Below are 18,939 nucleotides of genomic sequence, written 5' to 3'. Positions count from 1 at the left end.
GGTTCCTGGGAAGTTGGGAGGAGGGGGTGGACTAGCGAATTCGCAGGATATGGAGCTGCCAGGCGGCGCGGTTGTAGTACAGCTCGCTGCGCAGCTCTGCCTTGGTGTCAAACGGATAGACAATGAAAAGCGGCCCCTTTTCGCGCACACGCATGGGGCGGTTGTTCATGAGCCGGGCAACGATCACGTCGTGGCGCGTGGCATCGTCGATGGGGATTTCCGTCTTGTAGTCGTTGAGCGCCACCGCCGTGATGTTTTTGCCTTTGGCGCCCACGGCCGCCAGCACATCGCGCAGCAGGGGGCCAGTGAAAGTGACGGCGCTGGGGTACCAGGGGGTCTGGGTGGAGAAGCTGTGCTGGGGCAGCTTCTCCAGCATGGCCATGTCGAACTGGGCTTGCGAGCCGTTGTTGGTCTGGCTGATCGCGCCGTCGATGGTCAGAACGACCGTGCCGGTGGGTTTGTCCAAAGCGCGGGCCTGGGGCAGCGTCGCCGCAGCGACCGCGATAACTGCGATTCCCAGCCACAAGGCAACGCGTGCCCCTGAAAGACTCGTATGCATAACGCTCCCCCTTTTGCAACAGTCTTGCAGACAGTTGCCCAAAATGTAAATCGTTTTCTAGCAGCATGGGTCTTGTGATGCTCCAGCGACGCAGATGGGTACACCTACCAGGGCTGCGCTCACACGGCATAGCAGGACATACCCTGCCTGTGCACTCGCTGCAAGGCCGTGACAAGCTCAAAGGGGATAAGTACAGTGGGCAGCAGGGCCGATATTCCAAAGCAGGTTTGTCGCCTGCGCCCATCATTCGGGAGGGAGGTGCATGGGCTCACGAAAGCTCTGCAAGCGTTGGCCCCCTATCTGCGCAATGCAGCGCCGTCGGTAGTGAGGCCACAGAGGTCCTCAATGAACCGCACAGCCCTGCATCGCATACCGTTGTCGCATCATTTCCGTGTTGGCAAGGCATCTCACCATGGGTAGTTTCGATACTGAAGACCGGCCGTTTGAACAGGAAATGGCACTTTCTGAACCCGACTACCGGCTGTTGGTAGATCAGGTGCAGGCGGCCGTCTTTGTGATTCAGAAGGGGCGGTTCCTTTTTGTGAATCCCAAGCTCCTGGAGCTTTTCGGATACTCCAAGGAAGAGATGCTCAGAGGCATGGATCCCATGCTGCTGTGCGTGCCCGAGCACCGGGACATGGTGCGGGAGCAGACGAACGCCCGGGTAGCGGGGGTCCCAGGCAAAGCCTATGAGGTCGAATGCCTGCGCAAGAACGGCGAGCGGTTCAGCGCCCAGGTCTGGGGCGTGCGCATTTTTCTGTCGGCGCAAGCAGCGGACCTGGTCACTTTGCATGACGTCAGTGCAATCCAGGCGGCCACGCGGTACGCGCAGCAGCGTGTTCAGCTGTTTCGCAATGCTGAAGAGCTTGCACGCATTGGTTCTGCGGAGGTGGACTTGGTGTCCGGCACGGTCACCCTGTCGTCAGGCATGCATGCCATCTTGGGAATCCCGCTCACCGAGACGCCCCCCGGCACAGACTGGATGCTGGCGCGCGTACCTTCGGTAGAGCGCCCCTATGTTCAGGCCATCAGCGAGGGCGTTTCCCCCGACGACGTCTGCGAGTTTCAGCACCGTATTGTTCACACCGACGGCAGCTTGCGCACGGTGCTGCACCGGGTTCTTGCCGAGGCCGATGAAGGCGGAAAGGTGATCAGGACGGTCACACTCCTGCAGGACATCACCCTGCAGCGGGCGGCCGAACAGAAACTGGACAAGCTCGCGAATACCGACGAAATCACCGGGCTGCCGAACCGCAACGCGCTGACGGAATACCTTGATACCAAAATGCGCGAGGCCGCGCGGGGAGGGCGTCACATTGCAGTCCTGAGCGTTGAGATTGACAGACTCAAGCTTGTCAGTGAATCACTGGGCCACGCAGCTGGGGATCAGTTGCTCATGGAGGTCGGCAGACGGCTCCAGCCCCAGGTTTCCCAGGACGACCTGCTGGCGCACTTTGGAAGCGGCGAGTTTTCCTTGGTGCTGGCTCGGGAAGACTCTGTGGATGAAGCCATGGCACGGGGCACCGCCGCCTCATTGGTAGATGCGCTGTCCCTTCCAGTTGCCATTGGCGACAACGAGATCAAGGTGACCTGCGATATCGGAATATCCCTTTACCCCGTGCGCGGGGATGATCCTGAAAAACTGCTCCAGCAAGCGCAAGCGGCGATGTATCGCGCCCATGAGCTGGGCAAGAACCAAATCTGCGTTTTCAGTTCGGGCATGCATTCCAAGGCGATCTCCAGGCTTGTCATGGAGTCGGGACTGCGTCGAGCTTTGGAACGCAACGAGTTTGAACTGCATTTTCAGCCCAAACTCGAATTGGTCAGCGGGGCCATCGTTGGTGCCGAGGCATTCCTTGAATGGAAATCCCCCGATGGCGCATTAATTTCCCGGTCCAGCTATATCCGGGCCGCTGAAGAAACCGGCCTGATCGTGCCGATCGGTGAATGGGTTCTGCGCACCGCCTGCCTCCAGGCGCTGGAATGGCAGCGCGCTGGTCATTCCATGTGCCGGGTTGCCGTCAACCTGTCGGCTCGCCAGCTTCAACAACCCGATCTGGCTCAGAAGATAGAAAAGATCCTCATCGAAACCGGCCTTGATCCAAGGCTGCTGGGGCTGGAGATCACCGAGGGTGCGCTCATGGGGGAAAGCACTCGCATCGCGCGGATTCTGGGCGACCTCAAGACCCTGGGCATCGAGATTTCGCTGGATGATTTTGGCACCGGCTATTCCAGCCTGAGCTACCTGCGCACACTGCCCATTGACGTGGTGAAGGTAGACCGCTCGTTTGTCCACGACGTCACGGCAGCTTCTCAAGACGTGTCCATCACGCGCGCGATCATCAACATGGCGCACAGCCTGCAGATGAGAGTGTTGGCAGAAGGTGTTGAGACCGAGGGGCAACTGGCGTTGCTCATCGCCAACGGCTGCGACCAGATGCAAGGGCACTATTTCAGCGGGCTGCTAACGGCCGACGCCATGGGTTCCCTGTTGCGTGAAAGCAAGGCCTTGCCTGAGCACTTGTTATTGCGCCGCGCCCAACAACGTACCTTGTTGCTCGTTGATGACGAGGACAGCATTGTTTCTGCGTTGCGCAGATTGCTGCGTCGGGATGGCTATCACATCGTGACGGCCAACAGCGGGGCGCAAGGTTTGCAAAGGCTGGCCGAAAACTCGGTGGATGTGATTGTCTCGGACCAGCGGATGCCCGGTATGACGGGGGTGGAGTTCCTGCGCCGGGCCAAGGAGCTGTATCCAGACACCGTACGAATGGTGCTGTCTGGCTACACGGAGCTTCAGTCCATCACCGATGCGATCAATGAAGGGGCCATCTACAAGTTCCTCACGAAACCATGGGATGACGAGCGGCTTCGCGGGCATGTGGCGGAAGCGTTCTCTCAAAAGGGAATGGCCGATGAGAATCGGCGGCTGGCGAGCGCAGTTCTGCGAGCCAACGATGAACTCACTGCAGTGAATGACCGTTTGCAACAGTTGCTAACGAATCAACGTGAGCAGATTCACCGCGAAGAGAGTAGCCTGAGCGTCGCACGGGAGGTCTTGGATCATATTCCTGCGGCGGTCATTGGGGTGGACCTGGAGGGCATGGTGGCATTTGTGAATGCAGATGCCGAAGCATTGTTTGGAAGGACCACCGCGTTGTTGGGACAGGATGCGGACGACGTGCTACCGGCAGATCTGCGCCATGTATGGCGAGCCGCCGATCAGAGCTATCACGATGTGCAACTCGCGGGAGAGACGTTTCGCGTTGTATGCCGCTCCATCGGAGGAGAAAATCATTCACGAGGTCGATTGCTGGTCTTGGTGCCAGGCAGTGCGGCTTGAACTCTATGCGCGCCCATGCAAGCTCTTGCTACCACCACTGAACGGGTTCCGGAGGGACTACTTTTAGCGCAGCCCGTACTGGATGCCCATGCGCAACTTCTGTTGCCAGAGGGGACGCCTGTCACGCGCGAAATTCTCAACAACTTGCAGCATCGAGGTATCGACACGATTTTTGTGAATGCCCCCGAGGAGCTAGCACAGCGCCATGGAAAAGTGGATCCGGTTGAGCAACGGGCACTGACGGAACAGCGTTTGTTGCACTTGTTCAGGCCTGCCCTGCGGGCAGGGCAACTCAACCCATTGCTGCACATGATTTTGAGGCACCGGCTTGAGGAGAGGCCATGAAGCAACTCACTGCAGATGCGATCTTGCACAGCGTGCACGGATTGCCTGCCTTGCCAGCAGTCGTGCTGGAGTTGATCCAGTCCTTTGGCGACAGCGATGTTTCGGCGGAGCAACTGGCCATAAAGATATCGCACGACCAGGCCATTGCCGCGAAAACCCTTCGACTTGCGAATTCTTCCTTCTACGGGTTGCCGCGTCAGGTCACTTCGATCACTGAGGCTACGGCAATCCTGGGGCTGCGCACATTGCGCGGCGTGGCAACGGCCGCAGGCCTTGTCAGCGGGTTTGCCAAGTCGCGCTGCCAAGGCTTCGACTTCGATGCGTTCTGGTGCCATTCCATCGGTACGGCGCTTACCTGCCGGGCCCTGGCGCAGCGCACCCGATTGGACGAAGACGCCGCGTTTACGTTGGGGCTGTTGCATGACATTGGGCGCTTGGTTCTGGTCAGCTCCTATGAGGAGGAATATGCCCAGGCCATTGCATATCGGACAGAACATGACTGTTTCATGCACGTTGCAGAACAGCATCAATTTGGTGTTGACCACGCAGAGGTTGGCGGCCTCATCGCTGAGCATTGGCACTTTGCCCCAGAGATCGTCGCAGCCATCGCATGCCATCACCGGCCTCGGTCCCATGCTGGCAAAGGGCTCATGGATCTCGTCCATGTTGCTGACAACATTGCCCATGGCCTCGATCTTTCGCACCAGGAAGATGACATGGTGCCGTTGCTGTCACTGGATGCCTGGGGCAGGCTCGCGCTGGGTGAGAAGGACTACCGGGAAGTTTTTGACACCGTTGCTGAACAACATGACGTCGTCTGTCACGCGTTGCTGGCCTGAAGGAGGGTTGACATGAGTTCTCACGATCCGCAGTTGGCTGAGGCCGCAAACACCACATCCTCGCCGCTCTCTGTCGCCGATGTCACGGCAGATCGGGTCAAGGAGCTGCTGCGCTCCAATGAGGAGCTGATGCAACTGAATGCCAAACTTTCGGATGCACAGGACAAGCTCATGCAGTCGGAAAAAATGGCCTCCATCGGGCAACTGGCTGCCGGGGTAGCCCACGAAATCAACAATCCGATTGGATTCATATTCTCTAATTTCGGGACTCTCGAACGCTATCTGGGTGATCTTTTTCAGATGCTCGCTGCCTATGAAGAGGCCGAGTCCGCATTGGCAGGCACTCCGGCAGCAGCCCGTCTGAGGGCTCTGCGCGAAAAGATAGAACTGGACTTTCTGAAGGAGGACATCCCCTCGTTGATGGCAGAGTCGAAGGACGGCATCACGCGGGTGCGCAATATTGTCCAGAACCTGAAGGACTTCTCCCGGGTGGACACCTCGCAGAAGTGGGTCCTGGCCGATTTGCACCATGGCATTGATTCCACACTGAACATCGTCAACAACGAAATCAAATACAAGGCGGAGGTCGTCAAGGCGTACGGTGAACTCCCGGATATCGAGTGCCTTCCGTCTGAACTCAATCAGGTTTTCATGAACCTCCTGGTCAACGCTGCGCACGCCATCCAGGCAGACAGGGGCGTCATCACCATCAGCACCGGCGCTGACGACAGCCGGGTGTGGGTGGAAATACAGGATACCGGCGAAGGCATTGCCAAAGAGAATCTGGGAAGAATCTTCGACCCGTTCTTTACCACCAAAGCCGTGGGCAAAGGGACCGGGCTTGGACTGTCTCTTTCCTATGGCATCGTCAAAAAGCACTTTGGCAGCATTGACGTGTTCAGCGAGCAGGGGGTTGGGACTCGTTTTCGTGTCACGCTGCCGATTCAGCACCCGCAGGAGGCTTGAGGTGTGAATTCCCCTATCGACGTCACCGCCTTGTCAGGGGCGGCTTTGCAAGAGGAGGGCGCCAGCCTGCAGGGCGGTGGTCAGCGCGTCTGGCGCATTCTGTGCGTGGACGACGAGCCCAACATTGTGGCCTCGCTCAAGCGGCTGTTTCGTGGCAGCGGATACCAGGTGACAACGGCCACGAGTGGTGCACAAGCCATTGCGCACCTGGAGCAAGAGCCTGTGGATCTGGTCTTCTCCGACATGAGAATGCCCGGCATGAGCGGGGCCCAGTTGCTGGAGCAGATACGGGTGCGGTGGCCCAAAACGACACGCGTACTGCTCACAGGCTACGCTGACATTGGGTCAACCATCGCGGCCATCAACAGCGGGGAAGTCTATCGGTACATCACCAAGCCGTGGGATGACGGTGAGGTGCTTGCCACGGCTCACCAGATTTTTGAGCGGCATGCCCTGGAAGACGAAAAAACCCGGTTGGAAGAATTGCTCAGGGCCAAAAACCAGGCCTTGATGGAATTGAATGAAACGCTGGAGGAAAAGGTCGCGGCGCGCACTAGCGAGTTGCTCCAGCTCAGTCAAAAAATCAAGAAAAACTACCTTACCTCCATCAAGGTGTTTTCCAACCTCATGGAGTGGCGAGGTGGGCAACTCTCCGGCCACTCGCGCCGTGTGGCGGATCTGGCCCGTCGCACCGCACGGGCCATGAACATGGCGGAAGCGGATCAACAGGACGCGTTCATCGCAGGGCTCATGCATGACATTGGGCAGATTGCCTTGCCTGACACCTTGCTGGCCAAACCCGTTCCCAAGCTTTCCGATGAAGAAACTGCGCAATACCGACGGCATGCCGTTCTGGGAGAGCAGGCATTGATGGCGCTGGATGACATGCAGACGGTGTCCAACATCATCCGCAGCCACCACGAGCGGCACGATGGGCTCGGATATCCAGATGGCCTGGTCGGGGAGATGATTCCGATGGGGGCCTGCATCCTCGCTGTGGCAGATACCTACGATGATCTGCAGATCGGCCATCTCAGCTCCACCCCTTTGAGTGCTGCAGATGCACGATCAATGATTGCCAGGGGCAGGGGAACCCAGTTTCATCCCGAAGTGGTGGATGTGTTCCTGCAGATGCTCCTGAAGGCTGCACCCGTTGCAGACGCTCCGCCGCGCATGCTGCGAACGGCACAACTTCGACCCGGCATGATTCTGGCGCGCGATCTTTTGTCCAGCGAAGGCGCCGTGTTGCTTGCCGCCGATCACGTGCTCACCGCCGAATTGATCAAGAGGCTGCGATTGCGCGAAGGGCGGGACGATGTGGAAATGATCTTGCCCATAAAACCGTAACGGAGAGGGAGCCAGCCATGCAGAGAATTCTCTTGCTCGATGATGAACACCACGTCTTGGCTGCAATCAAGCGCAGTCTGCGGGCCGGACTTGGTTCTGACCTGCGCATTGAAGAGACCGTAGATCCGGAGGTTGCCTTGGCCAGACTGAGAGAGACCGCCTTTGACGTGGTGATCTCGGACTTTAGGATGCCGCTCATGACTGGCGTGGAGTTTCTGGGTTTGGTGCGAACCATTCAGCCCAAGGCAGTCCGGATGGTTTTAAGCGCGTCGTCCGATTCGGAGAACCTGATGCGAGCCGTCAATGACGCAGAAGTCTTTCGTTATCTGTTGAAGCCCTGGGATGAAAAAGACCTGCTTGGTCACGTCCGCTCAGCCCTGGAGAGAGCGGATCAACTGCGCCATGAAAGTGAACTTGCCGACGTGGGGCGGCATGAATTGGGGCAGCTCAGTGCGACGGAGATGGAGCGCCGTCGATTGGAAGCCATGGAACCCGGATTGACGCAGGTGGCCTGGGGGCCCAATGGAGAGGTTTTGGGCCCCGAGAACTAGCGTTATGCCTTTTGTGCTGGGCAGCGTCGTGGTGCCAGGACGCTGGATTGCAGAACCGGGAAGCCTGCCGAAAGACCGTAGATAGAATATTTGTTATTTAACATAATATACATCGTATCTATTTTAAAGATAGCGTCACATCGGACCGTGCCATTCCTTATGATGGCCCACCAAACGCACGAGAAGGCGCCATGAACATCGACACCACGTCTTTGATTCGGGACATGGGAATGAACGCGGGCCTGCTGTGTTTTCTGGCCGCGCTGTACAGCATTGTCCTGAGTGGCCTGCGCCATCCCGACCTGGGCATCAGGAAGGCGCGGCAACGATGGTTGCCCTGGATCACAGGGCTCATGTTCGGAGTCATCGGCATCCTGACCATGCTCGTGCCTTTGCGGCTGGCCGAAGGCGTGATCGTTGACGCCAGGTTGGTGATGGCGGGCCTGGCCGGCGCCTATCTGTCGCCGCTGGGTGCTGTGCTGTGCGCTGTGGTGCTCGGCGCCTACCGGCTCAGCCTGGGCGGCATCGGCAGCGGCCCGGCCATGGTCGGTATTGTTTTGACCACGGGCATCGGGTGGCTCTGGCAGCGCCACAGGCCTTACTTTTCTCCGCAGCGTTTTGGAGCCTTTTCCGATGGGGTCTGGCTAATCGGACTCGGCTTGAGCCTGGCGGCCGGCGGCATGCTGGCGATACAGACCTTGCCGCCAGAGATTGCGCGAGCAGTCACGACGCGCTCCTGGATGGCTGTGGTGGTGATCTACCCCATCGGCACGGTGCTGCTGGGGTTCCTACTGGACAACACGCAAAAACTCAACCAGCGCGAAGAGACCCTGGAGCAGACAGCCGAGACCTTGAAGACCATGCTGGCCGAAGCGCGGCAGGCCGCCAGCGTTTTCGTCAACAGCAAGGACACGATTGCCATAGTGCAACCGGACGGCACCGTGCTGGATGTCAACCCGACCTACAGCAACGTGCTTGGCTACTCGCGCGAGGAGCTGATTGGCAAGTCATCTGCCGTCCTGCGCCTCGACGAAGGGGGCGAATCCACATTCCTGCGCCGCGTCGCACAGGCCATCGAGCGAGACGGCCGATGGCATGGCGAACTGGTCAGGCGCCGCAAAAATGGCGAAGCCTTTGTCTCGGAGGTCACCATCGAAGGCATCAAGGACCCGGACGGCGTCGTGAACAAATGGGTCTCTGTGGGCAAGGATGTGACCGAGCAGCGCCGCCTGGAGCAGGCCCTGCAGCAGTTTGGCAACTACGACGCCCTCACCGGCTTGTCCAGCCGCCGCCTTTTTGCCAAGGAGCTGAATGCGACCCTCCAGAAACGCATCGAAACCAACGGCATCCTGGCCCTGTGTTTGCTGGACATCGACCAGTTCAAGGACCTCAACGAGCAATGGGGGCAGCCCCTGGCGGACCAGTTCCTTCGGGTATTTGCGCAGCGCCTGCGGGCCGAGGCGGGACCAGACAACCTCATTGGCCGCATTGGCGGCGATGAATTCGCCGTGACACTGAAAGACTGCGCGCACACCGAGGCCGCCCTGCAGCGGCTGGAGGCCCTGCGCCAGTCGCTCGCGCGGACGGCCGTTCTGGACAATGTGCAACTGCGCCTGACCTGCAGCGCCGGGGTCACGTTCTATCCCGATGACCTGGGGGACGCTGACGGTCTGCTGCGCCATGCAGACCTGGCGCTGTATGCGGCCAAGGAACAAGGCAAAGACCGGATCGCGGTGTTCGACATCCAGCAGGGCCAGCGGCTGCAAGCGCGCAGGCACACGGCCAAGCTGGTCGAGGATGCCCTGCTGCAAGGCGAGATGGAGCTGTTTTTTCAGCCCAAGGTCAGAATCTCGGATGGGCAGGTGATTGGTGCCGAATCCTTGATCCGGTGGCACCATCCCGAGCGAGGGCTGCTGGCGCCGGGTGCGTTTATGGACGACATTGTGGGCACCCCTGCTTCCGGCAAACTGGACTATTGGGTGCTGGACGCTGCATTCAAAGCCGGGCACACGCTCGTCACCCAGGGCTGCCCCCTGCCCTTGAGCATCAACATCGCAGTGCCCACACTGATCGACAGCCGGTTTCAGCAGGAAGTCGCGCGACTGCTCAAGCGGCACCCATCCTTGCCCCAGCCCTTTCTGGAGGTCGAGTTGCTGGAAACCGAAACCTTCAACGACCTCTCGGCCGTGGCCTATGTCATCCAGGGGCTGGACGAGCTGGGTGTGCAATGCTCCATCGACGACTTCGGCACGGGCTACTCATCGCTTACCTATCTGCAACGCCTGCCCGCACAGATCGTGAAGATCGACCAGTCCTTCGTGCGCGAGATGCTCGACAACGAGCGCGATCGCGCCCTGGTGCGCGGCATCGTGAGCCTGGCCCATGCGTTCAACCGCACCGTGGTGGCGGAGGGTGTGGAGACCACGGCCCATGCCGGGGCACTGCGCGATCTGGGGTGCGATGGCCTGCAGGGCTATGGCATTGCCAGGCCGATGCCGCTGCCGGATCTGATCCGCTGGATCCGGGCGTGGCAGCCGCCGCCTGAGTGGGTAGGAGCCCGGCAGCCGGTGCGCTGACGGTCTGCGGGGCTTCCTTGCAAACCCCGCAGAAAGCGAGAACAGGCATTGATCGCCCTTGGGCCCGCGCACTGGCGGTAACTCGAAGCTACTGCCGGTTTCTGGCTCCACCCTCCTCCCCCACCCGCTACCATCCACGGCCATGAATCCTACAAGCCCCGCCCCATCCCTCCGGTCTTCCATTCACTTTGGCCACACAGGCCGCGTCTGCATCGTTACCGGTGGCGCGCAAGGCATTGGTGAAGCCTGCGTCCGCCGGTTTGCAGTTGAAGGCGCCAAACCGGTGATCGTGGATGTGGACGATGCACGCGGCCAGGCCCTGGCTGCGGAACTGGGCGCGCTGTATGTGCGCTGCGACGTAGGCGACAAGGCGCAGGTGGATGCGCTGGTCGCCCAGGTGCTGGCCGCCCACGGGCGCATCGACGTGCTGGTGAACAACGCTGGCATCTTCCGTGCTGCGGATTTTCTGGAGGTGACCGAAGCCGACTTTGATGCCGTGCTGCGGGTCAACCTCAAGGGCTCGTTCCTCGTCGGCCAGGCCGTGGCCCGGGCCATGGTCGCATCGGGTGGCGGCTCCATTGTCAACATGAGCTCGGTCAACGGTGTGCTGACCATTCCCAATATAGCGAGCTACAACGTGAGCAAAGGCGGCGTGAACCAGCTCACGCGCGTGATGGCGCTGGCGCTGGCCGACAGGAACATCCGCGTGAACGCCGTGGCGCCCGGCACCATCGCCACCGAGCTGGCCGCCAAGGCTGTGCTGACCAGCGATGAGGCCAAGAACAAGATCATGAGCCGCACACCCATGAAGCGGCTGGGAGAGCCGTCGGAGATTGCCGATGTGGTGGCCTGGCTGGCCAGCGACGCCGCCAGCTATGTGACCGGCGAGATCGTGACCGTGGATGGTGGCCGCATGACGCTGAACTACACCGTTCCGGTCTGATTCAACGAAATACTACCAAATTGATAGCTGCTAGCGCTTTATGGGTAAGCGCTAGCAGCAATTCTGGCTATATTTCTACGCCTGTGGCATGCGCCGCAGCAGGCCCGCCATGCTGCGTGGCCAACCGACCGGACCGAACCAGGCGCCACCTGCAATCGCCCAGGCGTTGACCACGCCGTACAGCACCAGCGCCACGGCTTGTGCGGCAAACACCGCCGCCAAACCACCACCCCAGCGCAGCGCCAGCCAGCCGCCAGTCACGGCCACCGCCAGGCGCGTGATGTTGCCGATGACGGGCCACAGCAGGCGCCCTGCCCCTTGCGAGGCAAAGTACAGCACCAGGCCCAGGCCGAAAAAGCCATACACCGGCCCGACGGTACGCAGATACAGCGCGCCCGCCTCCAGCATGGCGGGGTCGCTGTTGAAAAGCGACAGCCACGCATGGGGAAAGGCCGCCGCCCACAGACCAATCGCCTCGGCCATTACAAACGCCATGGCCGCGCCGATCCAGGTGGCGCGCAGGGCGCGCTCACGCTGGCCCGCGCCGATGCAGGTGCCGACCATGGCCACCAGCGGCGCGCCCAGGCCAAATACCAGGGGCACCAGCAGGTACTCAAGCCGCGATGCGGTGCCATACCCGGCAATGGCCGCCGTGCCAAAACCGCCGACCAGCGCGGTGGTCACCCCAATCGCTACGTTGGTGGCCACGGTCGACACGGTGCCCACCAACCCGACCCGCAGGATGTCCTTGAACAGCACCCAGCGAAACCGGATGTGCGCCAACGATGGCCGCAGCAGGCTGCGCGGCGACCACAGATACGCTGCCAGCACCACGCTGCCGATCAGGTAGTACGCCATCAGCGCAATGGCCCCGCCGGCAATGCCCAGGCCGGGCACGGGGCCCCAGCCAAAGATCAACAACGGTGACAGCGGCACCAGCACGAAGGCGCCCAGCACCGTCACATAGGCAGGCACGGCCATGTTGCCCGTGCCCCGAATGACGGCCGAAAGCGTGTTGAACAGCCACACCAGAAACGCGCCCGCAAACACCCAGTTGGAATAGACCAGCGCCGCAGCCAGCGCGCCGCCGGTGCCGCCCATGCGGGTGTAAAGCCAGCGCCCTCCTCCCACCACGCCGACTGTAAAGATCAGCGAGAACACCGCCGCGATGACCAAGGAGTGCAGCACCAGGGCGTCGGCATCGTCCCGTCGCCGAGCGCCCAAGGCACGCGCAATGGCCGACGCAATGCCGCCGCCCATGGCGCCCGCCGAGGTCATCTGCATCAGCATGACGACCGGGAATACCAGCGCCATGCCCGCCAACGCATCGGTGCCCAGCTTGCCGACAAAGTAGGTCTCGATGAGCCCGACGCCCGCTTGCGCCAGCATCACCAGCACATTGGGTGCGGCCAGGCGCAGCAGCGTGGGGGCGATGGGTGCCTCCAGCAGCATGCGGGTGCGGGGGTTCAGTGCATCGGTCACATCAAGCCCCTGCACCATCGGCCGCAGGCTTGCGCGGCACCACGATGCGCACGGTAGACAGCTGCAGCACATCGCCATGCTGGTTGCGGGTCTCACTGCGCACCGTGACCATGCCGCGATCGGGCTTGGACTTGGAGGGCTGTATCTGCACCACTTCGCTCACCACATGCAGCACATCGGTGGCGCGCGTGGGCCGGGGCCAGCTCAGCTCGCCCCCCGCCCCGATGATGCCGCCCGCAATGGGCAGTCCGCTGGTCACCTGCAGGCGCATGGTCACGGCCGCCGTGTGCCAGCCGCTGGCGGCCAAGCCGCCAAACAGCGTGTCACGCGCGGCGGCGTCATCCAGATGAAACGGCTGCGGGTCGAACTGGGCGGCAAAGCTGGTGATCTGCGCTTCATCCATGGCGTGTTCGCCACTTTTGAACTGGTCGCCCACGGCCAGGTCGTCCAGATAGATCGGAGATTTTCCTGCCATAGAGGCGCTGCGGGCGTGGATGTCCGTCATGTCATTGGCTTTCATTCAAGGGGATGGATGCCTTGTGGGCTCAGGCGGCGGAGGCGGCCCGGCGCGCCAATCGCGCCTCGCGGATGGGCAGATTGATCAGTGCCGCGCCCACGGCCAGCACGATGTCGATGTACCAGACCCAGTCATAGCTGCCCGTGGCCTGGAATACGCTGCCGCCCAGGTAGGCGCCAAAAAAGCCGCCAACCTGGTGCGACAGCATCACGATGCCGAACAGCATGGCCATGTTGGCCGTGCCGAACATCTTGGCCACCAGCCCGGCGGTGGGGGGCACGGTGGAGAGGAACGTCACACCCATCACGGCGGCGAAGATCAGCACCACCATGGGTGTCTTGGGTGCGAACAAGAAGACCAGCACCGCCAGGCCGCGCGTGGCGTACAGCAGTGCCAACAGCGACTTCATGCGCCAGCGCCCTACCGCCCAGCCCATGGCCAGGCTGCCGACAATGTTGAACAGCCCGATGACAGCCAGCGCCCAGCCGCCCACCTCGGGCGCCAATCCACACGCCGCAATCACCCCTGGCAGGTGCGTGGCCAGGAAGGCAACGTGAAACCCGCATACCAAGAAGCCCACCGCAAGGTACCGGTAGCTGGGCGTTGCCAGCGCCTGGGCAATGGCCTCGCGCGCGGTCAACGCCTTTTGGCCGGACGCAGCCGCAGCCTGCGCAGCCAGCGCGTTGGAATTGCCCTTGAGCACCCACACCGCAGGCAGCGCCAGCAGCACCAGCACGCCCAGCCACTGCATGGCACTGGCCCAGCCCACGGCAGCGGTCAGGCTGATGGCAATGGGCGCCATCACAAACTGCCCGAACGATCCCCCCGCGTTCACGATGCCACTGGCCAGCCCGCGCTTGCTGGCGGGCACCAGCCGCGCCGTGGCCGCCATCAGCACCGACGGCCCGGCCATGCCCGCGCCGCCTGCGGCCAGCACGCCAATCGCAAAAATCAGCCCTGCCGTGGTCGTCATGTACGGCGTGATGAAAGTGCCCAGCGCCACCAGCGCCACGCCCAGCAGGATCACACGGCCCGTGCCAATGCGGTCGGCCACAGCCCCTGCAAACGGCTGCGTCAGCCCCCACCACAGCTGGCCAAACGCAAAGGCCAGGCTGATGCTGCCAATGCCCAATGCCGTGGAGGTGTTGAGCGCCGACAGGAACAGGCCCATGGTCTGGCGCGTGCCCATGGTGAGCGCAAAGGCGCCAGCGGCGGCCAGCAGCACGAGCCACAGTGCCAGTGGCGCGACGGACTTGGCTGCGACCGGAGGGGTGTCGTTATTCGTCATGCCCAGCCTCCTGCACTGGCAGTGCTGCCAGCAAATCGAGCGAGTCGTCCACCAGCGCATGCAGCGCCATCACGCGTTCCACGCCCAGCGTTTCATTCAGCGCGAGTTGCGCAGCCTTCCAGTGGCGCTGCGCCTCGGCACGTTTTTCGCGACCTGCGTCGGTGATGTGGGCCAGGCGGCTGCGAGCATCGGCGCCCGCCTCCAACGTGACCCATCCTGCATCCACCAGAGGGCGCAGGTTACGCGTCAGCGTGGACGCATCCATCTTCATGGCCACCGCCAGGTCACCCGGGCGGATAGGCCCCAGCGTGAGCACATGCGACAGCAGCGAATACTGCGTGGTCTTGAGCCCGCACTTCGCCATTTCGGCGTCGTAGTGAGCGGCTATGCGGCGCATCAGCTGGCGCAGCTTGAAGTTGGTGCAGCCCCGCGGCAGCACGGGGGCCAGGGTGGTTGGTTCGGCTTGCATGGATTTAATTGTATCTGCAATAATTGCATATGCAACTCATGCATGTAAACCCCGCCAACAACCCGGACACCCCCATGACACAGCACAACCAACTGGAACATTGGCTTGCACAAGAGCGCGACATCCTCGCCACCCTGGACGCAGGCCCCGGCCCTGGCGTGGCACGGCGCGAGCAGATCGCCCATCTGAACGGCCTGCAGCAGATGCAGGCCATGCTGCGCGGCGAACTGCCCTACGCCGCCATCGCCAAGACGCTGGACTTCTTGATCGTGGAAGTGGGCGAAGGCACGGCCATCTTCCAGGGAACGCCCCGCGCTGAGCACCTCAACCCCATGGGCACCGTGCACGGCGGCTGGTTTGCCACCCTGCTCGACTCGGCCCTGGGCTGCTCCATCCATACGCGCATGGAACCCGGGCGCGGCTACACCACGGCCGAGCTGGGCATCAACCTGGTCAAGGCCATCACGCCCAAGGTACAGCGTGTGCGTGCCGAAGGCCGGGTGATCCACAGCGGGCGCCAGTTGGCCACGGCCGAAGCGCGCCTCGTGGGGCCGGACGGCACGCTGTACGCCCACGCTACCACCACCTGCCTGGTTTTCGACTTGCCTGCACAATCGAAGGGATGAAATTCCTCCACACGATGCTGCGCGTTGGCAACCTTCAACGCTCGATTGATTTCTACACCAACGTCCTGGGCATGCAGCTGCTGCGCCAGTCCGAGAATCCCGAGTACAAATACTCGCTGGCCTTCCTCGGTTTCGAAGGCGGCAACCCCGGCCAGGCCGAGATCGAGCTGACCTACAACTGGGGCGTGGAAAGCTACGAGATGGGCACTGCCTATGGCCACATCGCCCTCGGTGTTCCGGATGCTTACGCGGCGTGCGAGAAGATCAAGGCCTCGGGCGGCAACGTGACCCGCGAAGCGGGCCCGGTCAAAGGCGGTACGACGGTGATCGCGTTTGTGACCGACCCGGATGGCTACAAGATTGAATTGATCCAACGCACCGAGGGGGCTGGTGGCGCAGGCTTACGTTAACCATCACTATTAAATAGATAGCTACTAGCGCATGATGGATAAGCGCTAGAGGCAAATTTGACTCAATAAAAAACCCGGCACTGCCGGGTTTTTTATGGAGCGACCTGCTGCAGGTCACTACGCAGGCATCAAGCGCCCAGTGTCACTTCCACGCGGCGCGCTTCGGCATTGCTGCCGGTGGCGGTGGTTTCTTCAGGCTTCTTCAGCTCGATCTTGTCTTCCGCCACGCCCAGGGCCTTGAGCGCATCGCGCACTGCAAAGGCGCGTTGCTTGGCCAGCTCGGCGTTCAGGGCTGCGTCACCCGTGGCGTCGTGAAAGCCCGAGATCACAGCCTTCTTGCCCTCGGCCACACCCTTGACCACGTCGGCCAGGGCTTCGTTGGCGCCAGCCGCCAGCTCGGCCTTGGCCGTGGCAAAGTAGAACTTCACCACGCCGTTTTCGACGCGCACGCTGGCGGCGTCGTCAGCAACTGCGGCCGCTGTTGCAGCTGGCGCGCTGCTTGCAACGGCCGTTGCAGCAGGCTTGGCGGCACCCGAAGCGCCCACGCGCTTGACCACCACGGTGCCGACCACCACCGAGATCACCAGCGCAATGAGTGCGAACAGGAAACCCAGGGCAAAACGTTGTTGGCTATCGTCGTCAGAACTAGACATTGGAGATTCCTGCAGTGATTAAGAAAAAGAATGGATGCTGGGGCCGTTGCGAAACCCGTAACTACAAGTCCCCAGAGCGTTAAAGCAAAGCTTTCGATTGTAGAGTGAACCCATGACGAACCTGCCCGCCCCGCTGCGAGATCCGGCCCCCTTGCTGGAGCGCGCCCTGAACGAATGGGGTGGTCACGAAGACCTTTGGATCTTTGGCTACGGCTCGCTCATCTGGCGCCCGGACTTCGACTATGCCGAGCGCCGCCCGGCCAAGGTGCATGGGTGGCACCGGGCGCTCAAGATGTGGAGCCGCATCAACCGGGGCACGCCCGAATGCCCGGGCCTGGTGTTCGGCATGTTGTCGGGCGGCAGTTGCCGGGGCATGGTGTTCCGTGTGGACAAGGCGCATGCGCGGCAGGTCATGATCAACCTGTGGCAGCGAGAGATGATCACCGCCGTGTACGACCCGCGCTGGCTCACCTGCCACACCCCGCACGGCCCGGTGCGCGCGCTGGCCTTCACCCTGTCGCGCAAAAGCCCCAACCACACGGGCGAGCTGCCCGACCACGAGTACTGCCGTATTTTTGAGCAGGCCTGTGGGCGCTATGGCACCACGCGGGACTACGCCCAGGCCACGTATGACGAGCTGCGCAGGCACGGCATCCATGACCGGGCCCTGGCCCGTTTGATTGCGCTGGCCCAAAAAGAGGCATAGTGCACATCTTTGCTGGACGCGCATGGACCCGACGGGGAGACTGCGCCTCGGTGCCAGGTTAAATACCGGGTGGTTTCATTGTTCTAAGGAGTTTGAGTCATGAAGATCCGTTTCGCTTTTGTCCTGTCATCCGTTACGGCGCTGGCCTTGGCGGGGTGTGCAGCCTATACCTCAGGGCCCAGCGCCTCCGCCAAACTCGAACCCACGCGCGGCAACACCACCGCTGGCACGGTCACGTTCGTGCAGTCGGGCGACGTGGTGAAGGTGTCTGGCTCCATCAGCGGTCTCAAGCCCAATGCCGAGCACGGCTTTCATGTGCATGAAAAAGGCGACTGCAGCAGCGGCGACGGCATGAGCACCGGCGGCCACTTCAACCCCGGCGGCAAATCCCACGGCCACCACGGCATGGGCGACCACCACACGGGCGACCTGCCCAGCCTCAAGGCCGATGCCAATGGCGTGGCCAGTTTCAGCTTTGAGTCGCGCACGATCCGCGTCGGCAGCACGGCCAATGACATCGTCGGCAAGGGCCTGATCGTGCACCGCGACCCGGACGACTACAAGACCCAGCCCACTGGCAATGCCGGTCCCCGTCTGGCCTGTGCGGTCATTGCCGCCAAGTCATAAACAAAGAGGCTGCTACGGGCTCCTGGGCCTGAACCGCCCCTCCCCCGCAACCCGCCCGCCAGAGATGGCCGGCGGGTTTGGTTTTTGGCAGATCAGGCTGGTGGACGGCTGGCAAGGAGGCGTTCGGCGCGCGCCAGATCCTGCACGGTGTCAATGTCCGTCACCGTGCCCTCGTCCTCCACCGCCAGGGTTTGCACCTGCCCTTGCTGAGCAAACTTGCGCACCACGCGGGCGGCACCTTGCTCGCCCGACAGGGCCAGCAGATCCGGCAAGCACTGCGCAGCAAATCCCACGGGGTGGCCGCGCTCGCCGTGAAAAAACGGCACCGTCACCGCCCTCTTCGCCACGGCCTGGGCCAGCATTTGCAGGGTGTCAGGCCGCACCAGAGGCAGATCTCCCGGCAACACCAGCCAGCCTGCCGCATGGAACGTGGCCCGCACCGCCGCCGCAATCGAATCGCCCATGCCCGGATGGCCCATATCCTCCAGGTGCCATGCCAGCCCGCTGGCGCGCACGGCGGCCAGCGTGTGCTCCAGCACCGGTACCCCCGCCAGCAATGCGCGCAGCTTGTGCACCTGCCCGCCCGATGCCACAAACCGATCGCCCCGGCCGGAGGCCAGTACCAGCACCACGGGCAGGCCGGGCGGAGTCGTGGTGGAACAAGGGGCGGTGATGGGCTGGGTAGGCATATC

Annotated in this window: 19 protein-coding genes; 12 read left to right on the top strand and 7 right to left on the bottom strand. The window is 62.0% G+C overall.

The window, feature by feature from the left end; all coding sequences use genetic code 11:
• Positions 1 to 31: 31 nt before the first annotated feature.
• Positions 32 to 466: a molybdopterin-dependent oxidoreductase gene (locus tag C8C94_RS06910; protein WP_233573424.1), complete on the bottom strand. Its 435-nt coding sequence runs from the start codon at positions 464 to 466 to the stop codon at positions 32 to 34.
• Between the two features lie 505 nt (positions 467 to 971).
• On the opposite strand from C8C94_RS06910, the gene C8C94_RS06905 reads away from it, so the two are divergent.
• The 8 genes from C8C94_RS06905 to C8C94_RS06870 all read left to right on the top strand — a co-directional run bounded on the left by C8C94_RS06905 (position 972) and on the right by C8C94_RS06870 (position 11,469).
• A complete protein-coding gene (locus C8C94_RS06905; RefSeq protein WP_121420199.1) occupies positions 972 to 3,902 on the top strand; it encodes an EAL domain-containing protein in 2,931 nt (976 codons plus the stop codon).
• A gap of 15 nt (positions 3,903 to 3,917) precedes the next feature.
• A complete protein-coding gene (locus C8C94_RS06900) occupies positions 3,918 to 4,247 on the top strand; it encodes a hypothetical protein (RefSeq protein WP_121420198.1) in 330 nt (109 codons plus the stop codon).
• A complete protein-coding gene (locus tag C8C94_RS06895) occupies positions 4,244 to 5,086 on the top strand; it encodes an HDOD domain-containing protein (protein WP_055397893.1) in 843 nt (280 codons plus the stop codon). The genes C8C94_RS06900 and C8C94_RS06895 overlap by 4 nt, the downstream gene beginning before the upstream one ends.
• Before the next feature lie 12 nt (positions 5,087 to 5,098).
• Entirely contained in the window at positions 5,099 to 6,052 is a 954-nt protein-coding gene (locus C8C94_RS06890) for an ATP-binding protein (RefSeq protein ID WP_233573423.1), read from the top strand.
• A gap of 3 nt (positions 6,053 to 6,055) precedes the next feature.
• Positions 6,056 to 7,399 (top strand): HD domain-containing phosphohydrolase, encoded by a 1,344-nt coding sequence (locus tag C8C94_RS06885; RefSeq protein WP_121420197.1) that lies wholly within the window; start codon positions 6,056 to 6,058, stop codon positions 7,397 to 7,399.
• Positions 7,400 to 7,416: 17 nt separating this feature from the next.
• Positions 7,417 to 7,950, top strand: coding sequence for a response regulator (locus tag C8C94_RS06880; RefSeq protein ID WP_121420196.1), 534 nt, complete (start codon positions 7,417 to 7,419; stop codon positions 7,948 to 7,950).
• A gap of 191 nt (positions 7,951 to 8,141) precedes the next feature.
• On the top strand, positions 8,142 to 10,526 hold the full coding sequence (locus tag C8C94_RS06875) for an EAL domain-containing protein (protein WP_121420195.1): 2,385 nt from the start codon (positions 8,142 to 8,144) through the stop codon (positions 10,524 to 10,526).
• Positions 10,527 to 10,668: 142 nt separating this feature from the next.
• Positions 10,669 to 11,469: an SDR family NAD(P)-dependent oxidoreductase gene (locus C8C94_RS06870; RefSeq protein WP_121420194.1), complete on the top strand. Its 801-nt coding sequence runs from the start codon at positions 10,669 to 10,671 to the stop codon at positions 11,467 to 11,469.
• 75 nt (positions 11,470 to 11,544) lie between these two features.
• On the opposite strand, the gene C8C94_RS06865 is transcribed toward C8C94_RS06870, so the two are convergent.
• The 4 genes from C8C94_RS06865 to C8C94_RS06850 are packed head-to-tail and all read right to left on the bottom strand — an operon-like array spanning position 11,545 to position 15,225.
• Positions 11,545 to 12,969: an MATE family efflux transporter gene (locus C8C94_RS06865; protein WP_121420193.1), complete on the bottom strand. Its 1,425-nt coding sequence runs from the start codon at positions 12,967 to 12,969 to the stop codon at positions 11,545 to 11,547.
• Positions 12,953 to 13,456, bottom strand: a complete 504-nt coding sequence (locus tag C8C94_RS06860; protein ID WP_121422745.1) for a MaoC family dehydratase — start codon at positions 13,454 to 13,456, stop codon at positions 12,953 to 12,955. Before C8C94_RS06860 ends, C8C94_RS06865 begins: the two co-directional genes overlap by 17 nt.
• Positions 13,457 to 13,496: 40 nt before the next feature.
• Positions 13,497 to 14,756: an MFS transporter gene (locus tag C8C94_RS06855; protein ID WP_121420192.1), complete on the bottom strand. Its 1,260-nt coding sequence runs from the start codon at positions 14,754 to 14,756 to the stop codon at positions 13,497 to 13,499.
• A complete protein-coding gene (locus C8C94_RS06850) occupies positions 14,746 to 15,225 on the bottom strand; it encodes a MarR family winged helix-turn-helix transcriptional regulator (protein WP_121420191.1) in 480 nt (159 codons plus the stop codon). Before C8C94_RS06850 ends, C8C94_RS06855 begins: the two co-directional genes overlap by 11 nt.
• Positions 15,226 to 15,299: 74 nt before the next feature.
• On the opposite strand from C8C94_RS06850, the gene C8C94_RS06845 reads away from it, so the two are divergent.
• Together C8C94_RS06845 and gloA are read left to right on the top strand one after the other, a co-directional pair.
• A complete protein-coding gene (locus tag C8C94_RS06845; RefSeq protein ID WP_121422744.1) occupies positions 15,300 to 15,851 on the top strand; it encodes a PaaI family thioesterase in 552 nt (183 codons plus the stop codon).
• The gene (gene gloA, locus C8C94_RS06840) at positions 15,848 to 16,261 is read left to right on the top strand and encodes a lactoylglutathione lyase (protein ID WP_121420190.1); all 414 of its coding nucleotides are present in this window, start codon (positions 15,848 to 15,850) and stop codon (positions 16,259 to 16,261) included. Before C8C94_RS06845 ends, gloA begins: the two co-directional genes overlap by 4 nt.
• Positions 16,262 to 16,389: 128 nt before the next feature.
• Here gloA and C8C94_RS06835 read toward each other — a convergent pair whose 3' ends face one another.
• Positions 16,390 to 16,914: an OmpA family protein gene (locus tag C8C94_RS06835; RefSeq protein ID WP_121420189.1), complete on the bottom strand. Its 525-nt coding sequence runs from the start codon at positions 16,912 to 16,914 to the stop codon at positions 16,390 to 16,392.
• A gap of 112 nt (positions 16,915 to 17,026) precedes the next feature.
• On the opposite strand from C8C94_RS06835, the gene C8C94_RS06830 reads away from it, so the two are divergent.
• Complete coding sequence (locus tag C8C94_RS06830) at positions 17,027 to 17,620, top strand: gamma-glutamylcyclotransferase (RefSeq protein WP_121420188.1); 594 nt, start codon at positions 17,027 to 17,029, stop codon at positions 17,618 to 17,620.
• 99 nt (positions 17,621 to 17,719) lie between these two features.
• Entirely contained in the window at positions 17,720 to 18,247 is a 528-nt protein-coding gene (locus tag C8C94_RS06825; protein ID WP_121420187.1) for a superoxide dismutase family protein, read from the top strand.
• Between the two features lie 92 nt (positions 18,248 to 18,339).
• Here C8C94_RS06825 and C8C94_RS06820 read toward each other — a convergent pair whose 3' ends face one another.
• Complete coding sequence (locus tag C8C94_RS06820; protein ID WP_121420186.1) at positions 18,340 to 18,936, bottom strand: NTP transferase domain-containing protein; 597 nt, start codon at positions 18,934 to 18,936, stop codon at positions 18,340 to 18,342.
• Positions 18,937 to 18,939: the final 3 nt, after the last annotated feature.

Origin of the sequence: Acidovorax sp. 94 (assembly GCF_003634645.1) — a bacterium.
Taxonomy (GTDB): domain Bacteria; phylum Pseudomonadota; class Gammaproteobacteria; order Burkholderiales; family Burkholderiaceae_C; genus Acidovorax; species Acidovorax facilis.
This window is presented reverse-complemented; position numbering and strand designations above follow the sequence as displayed.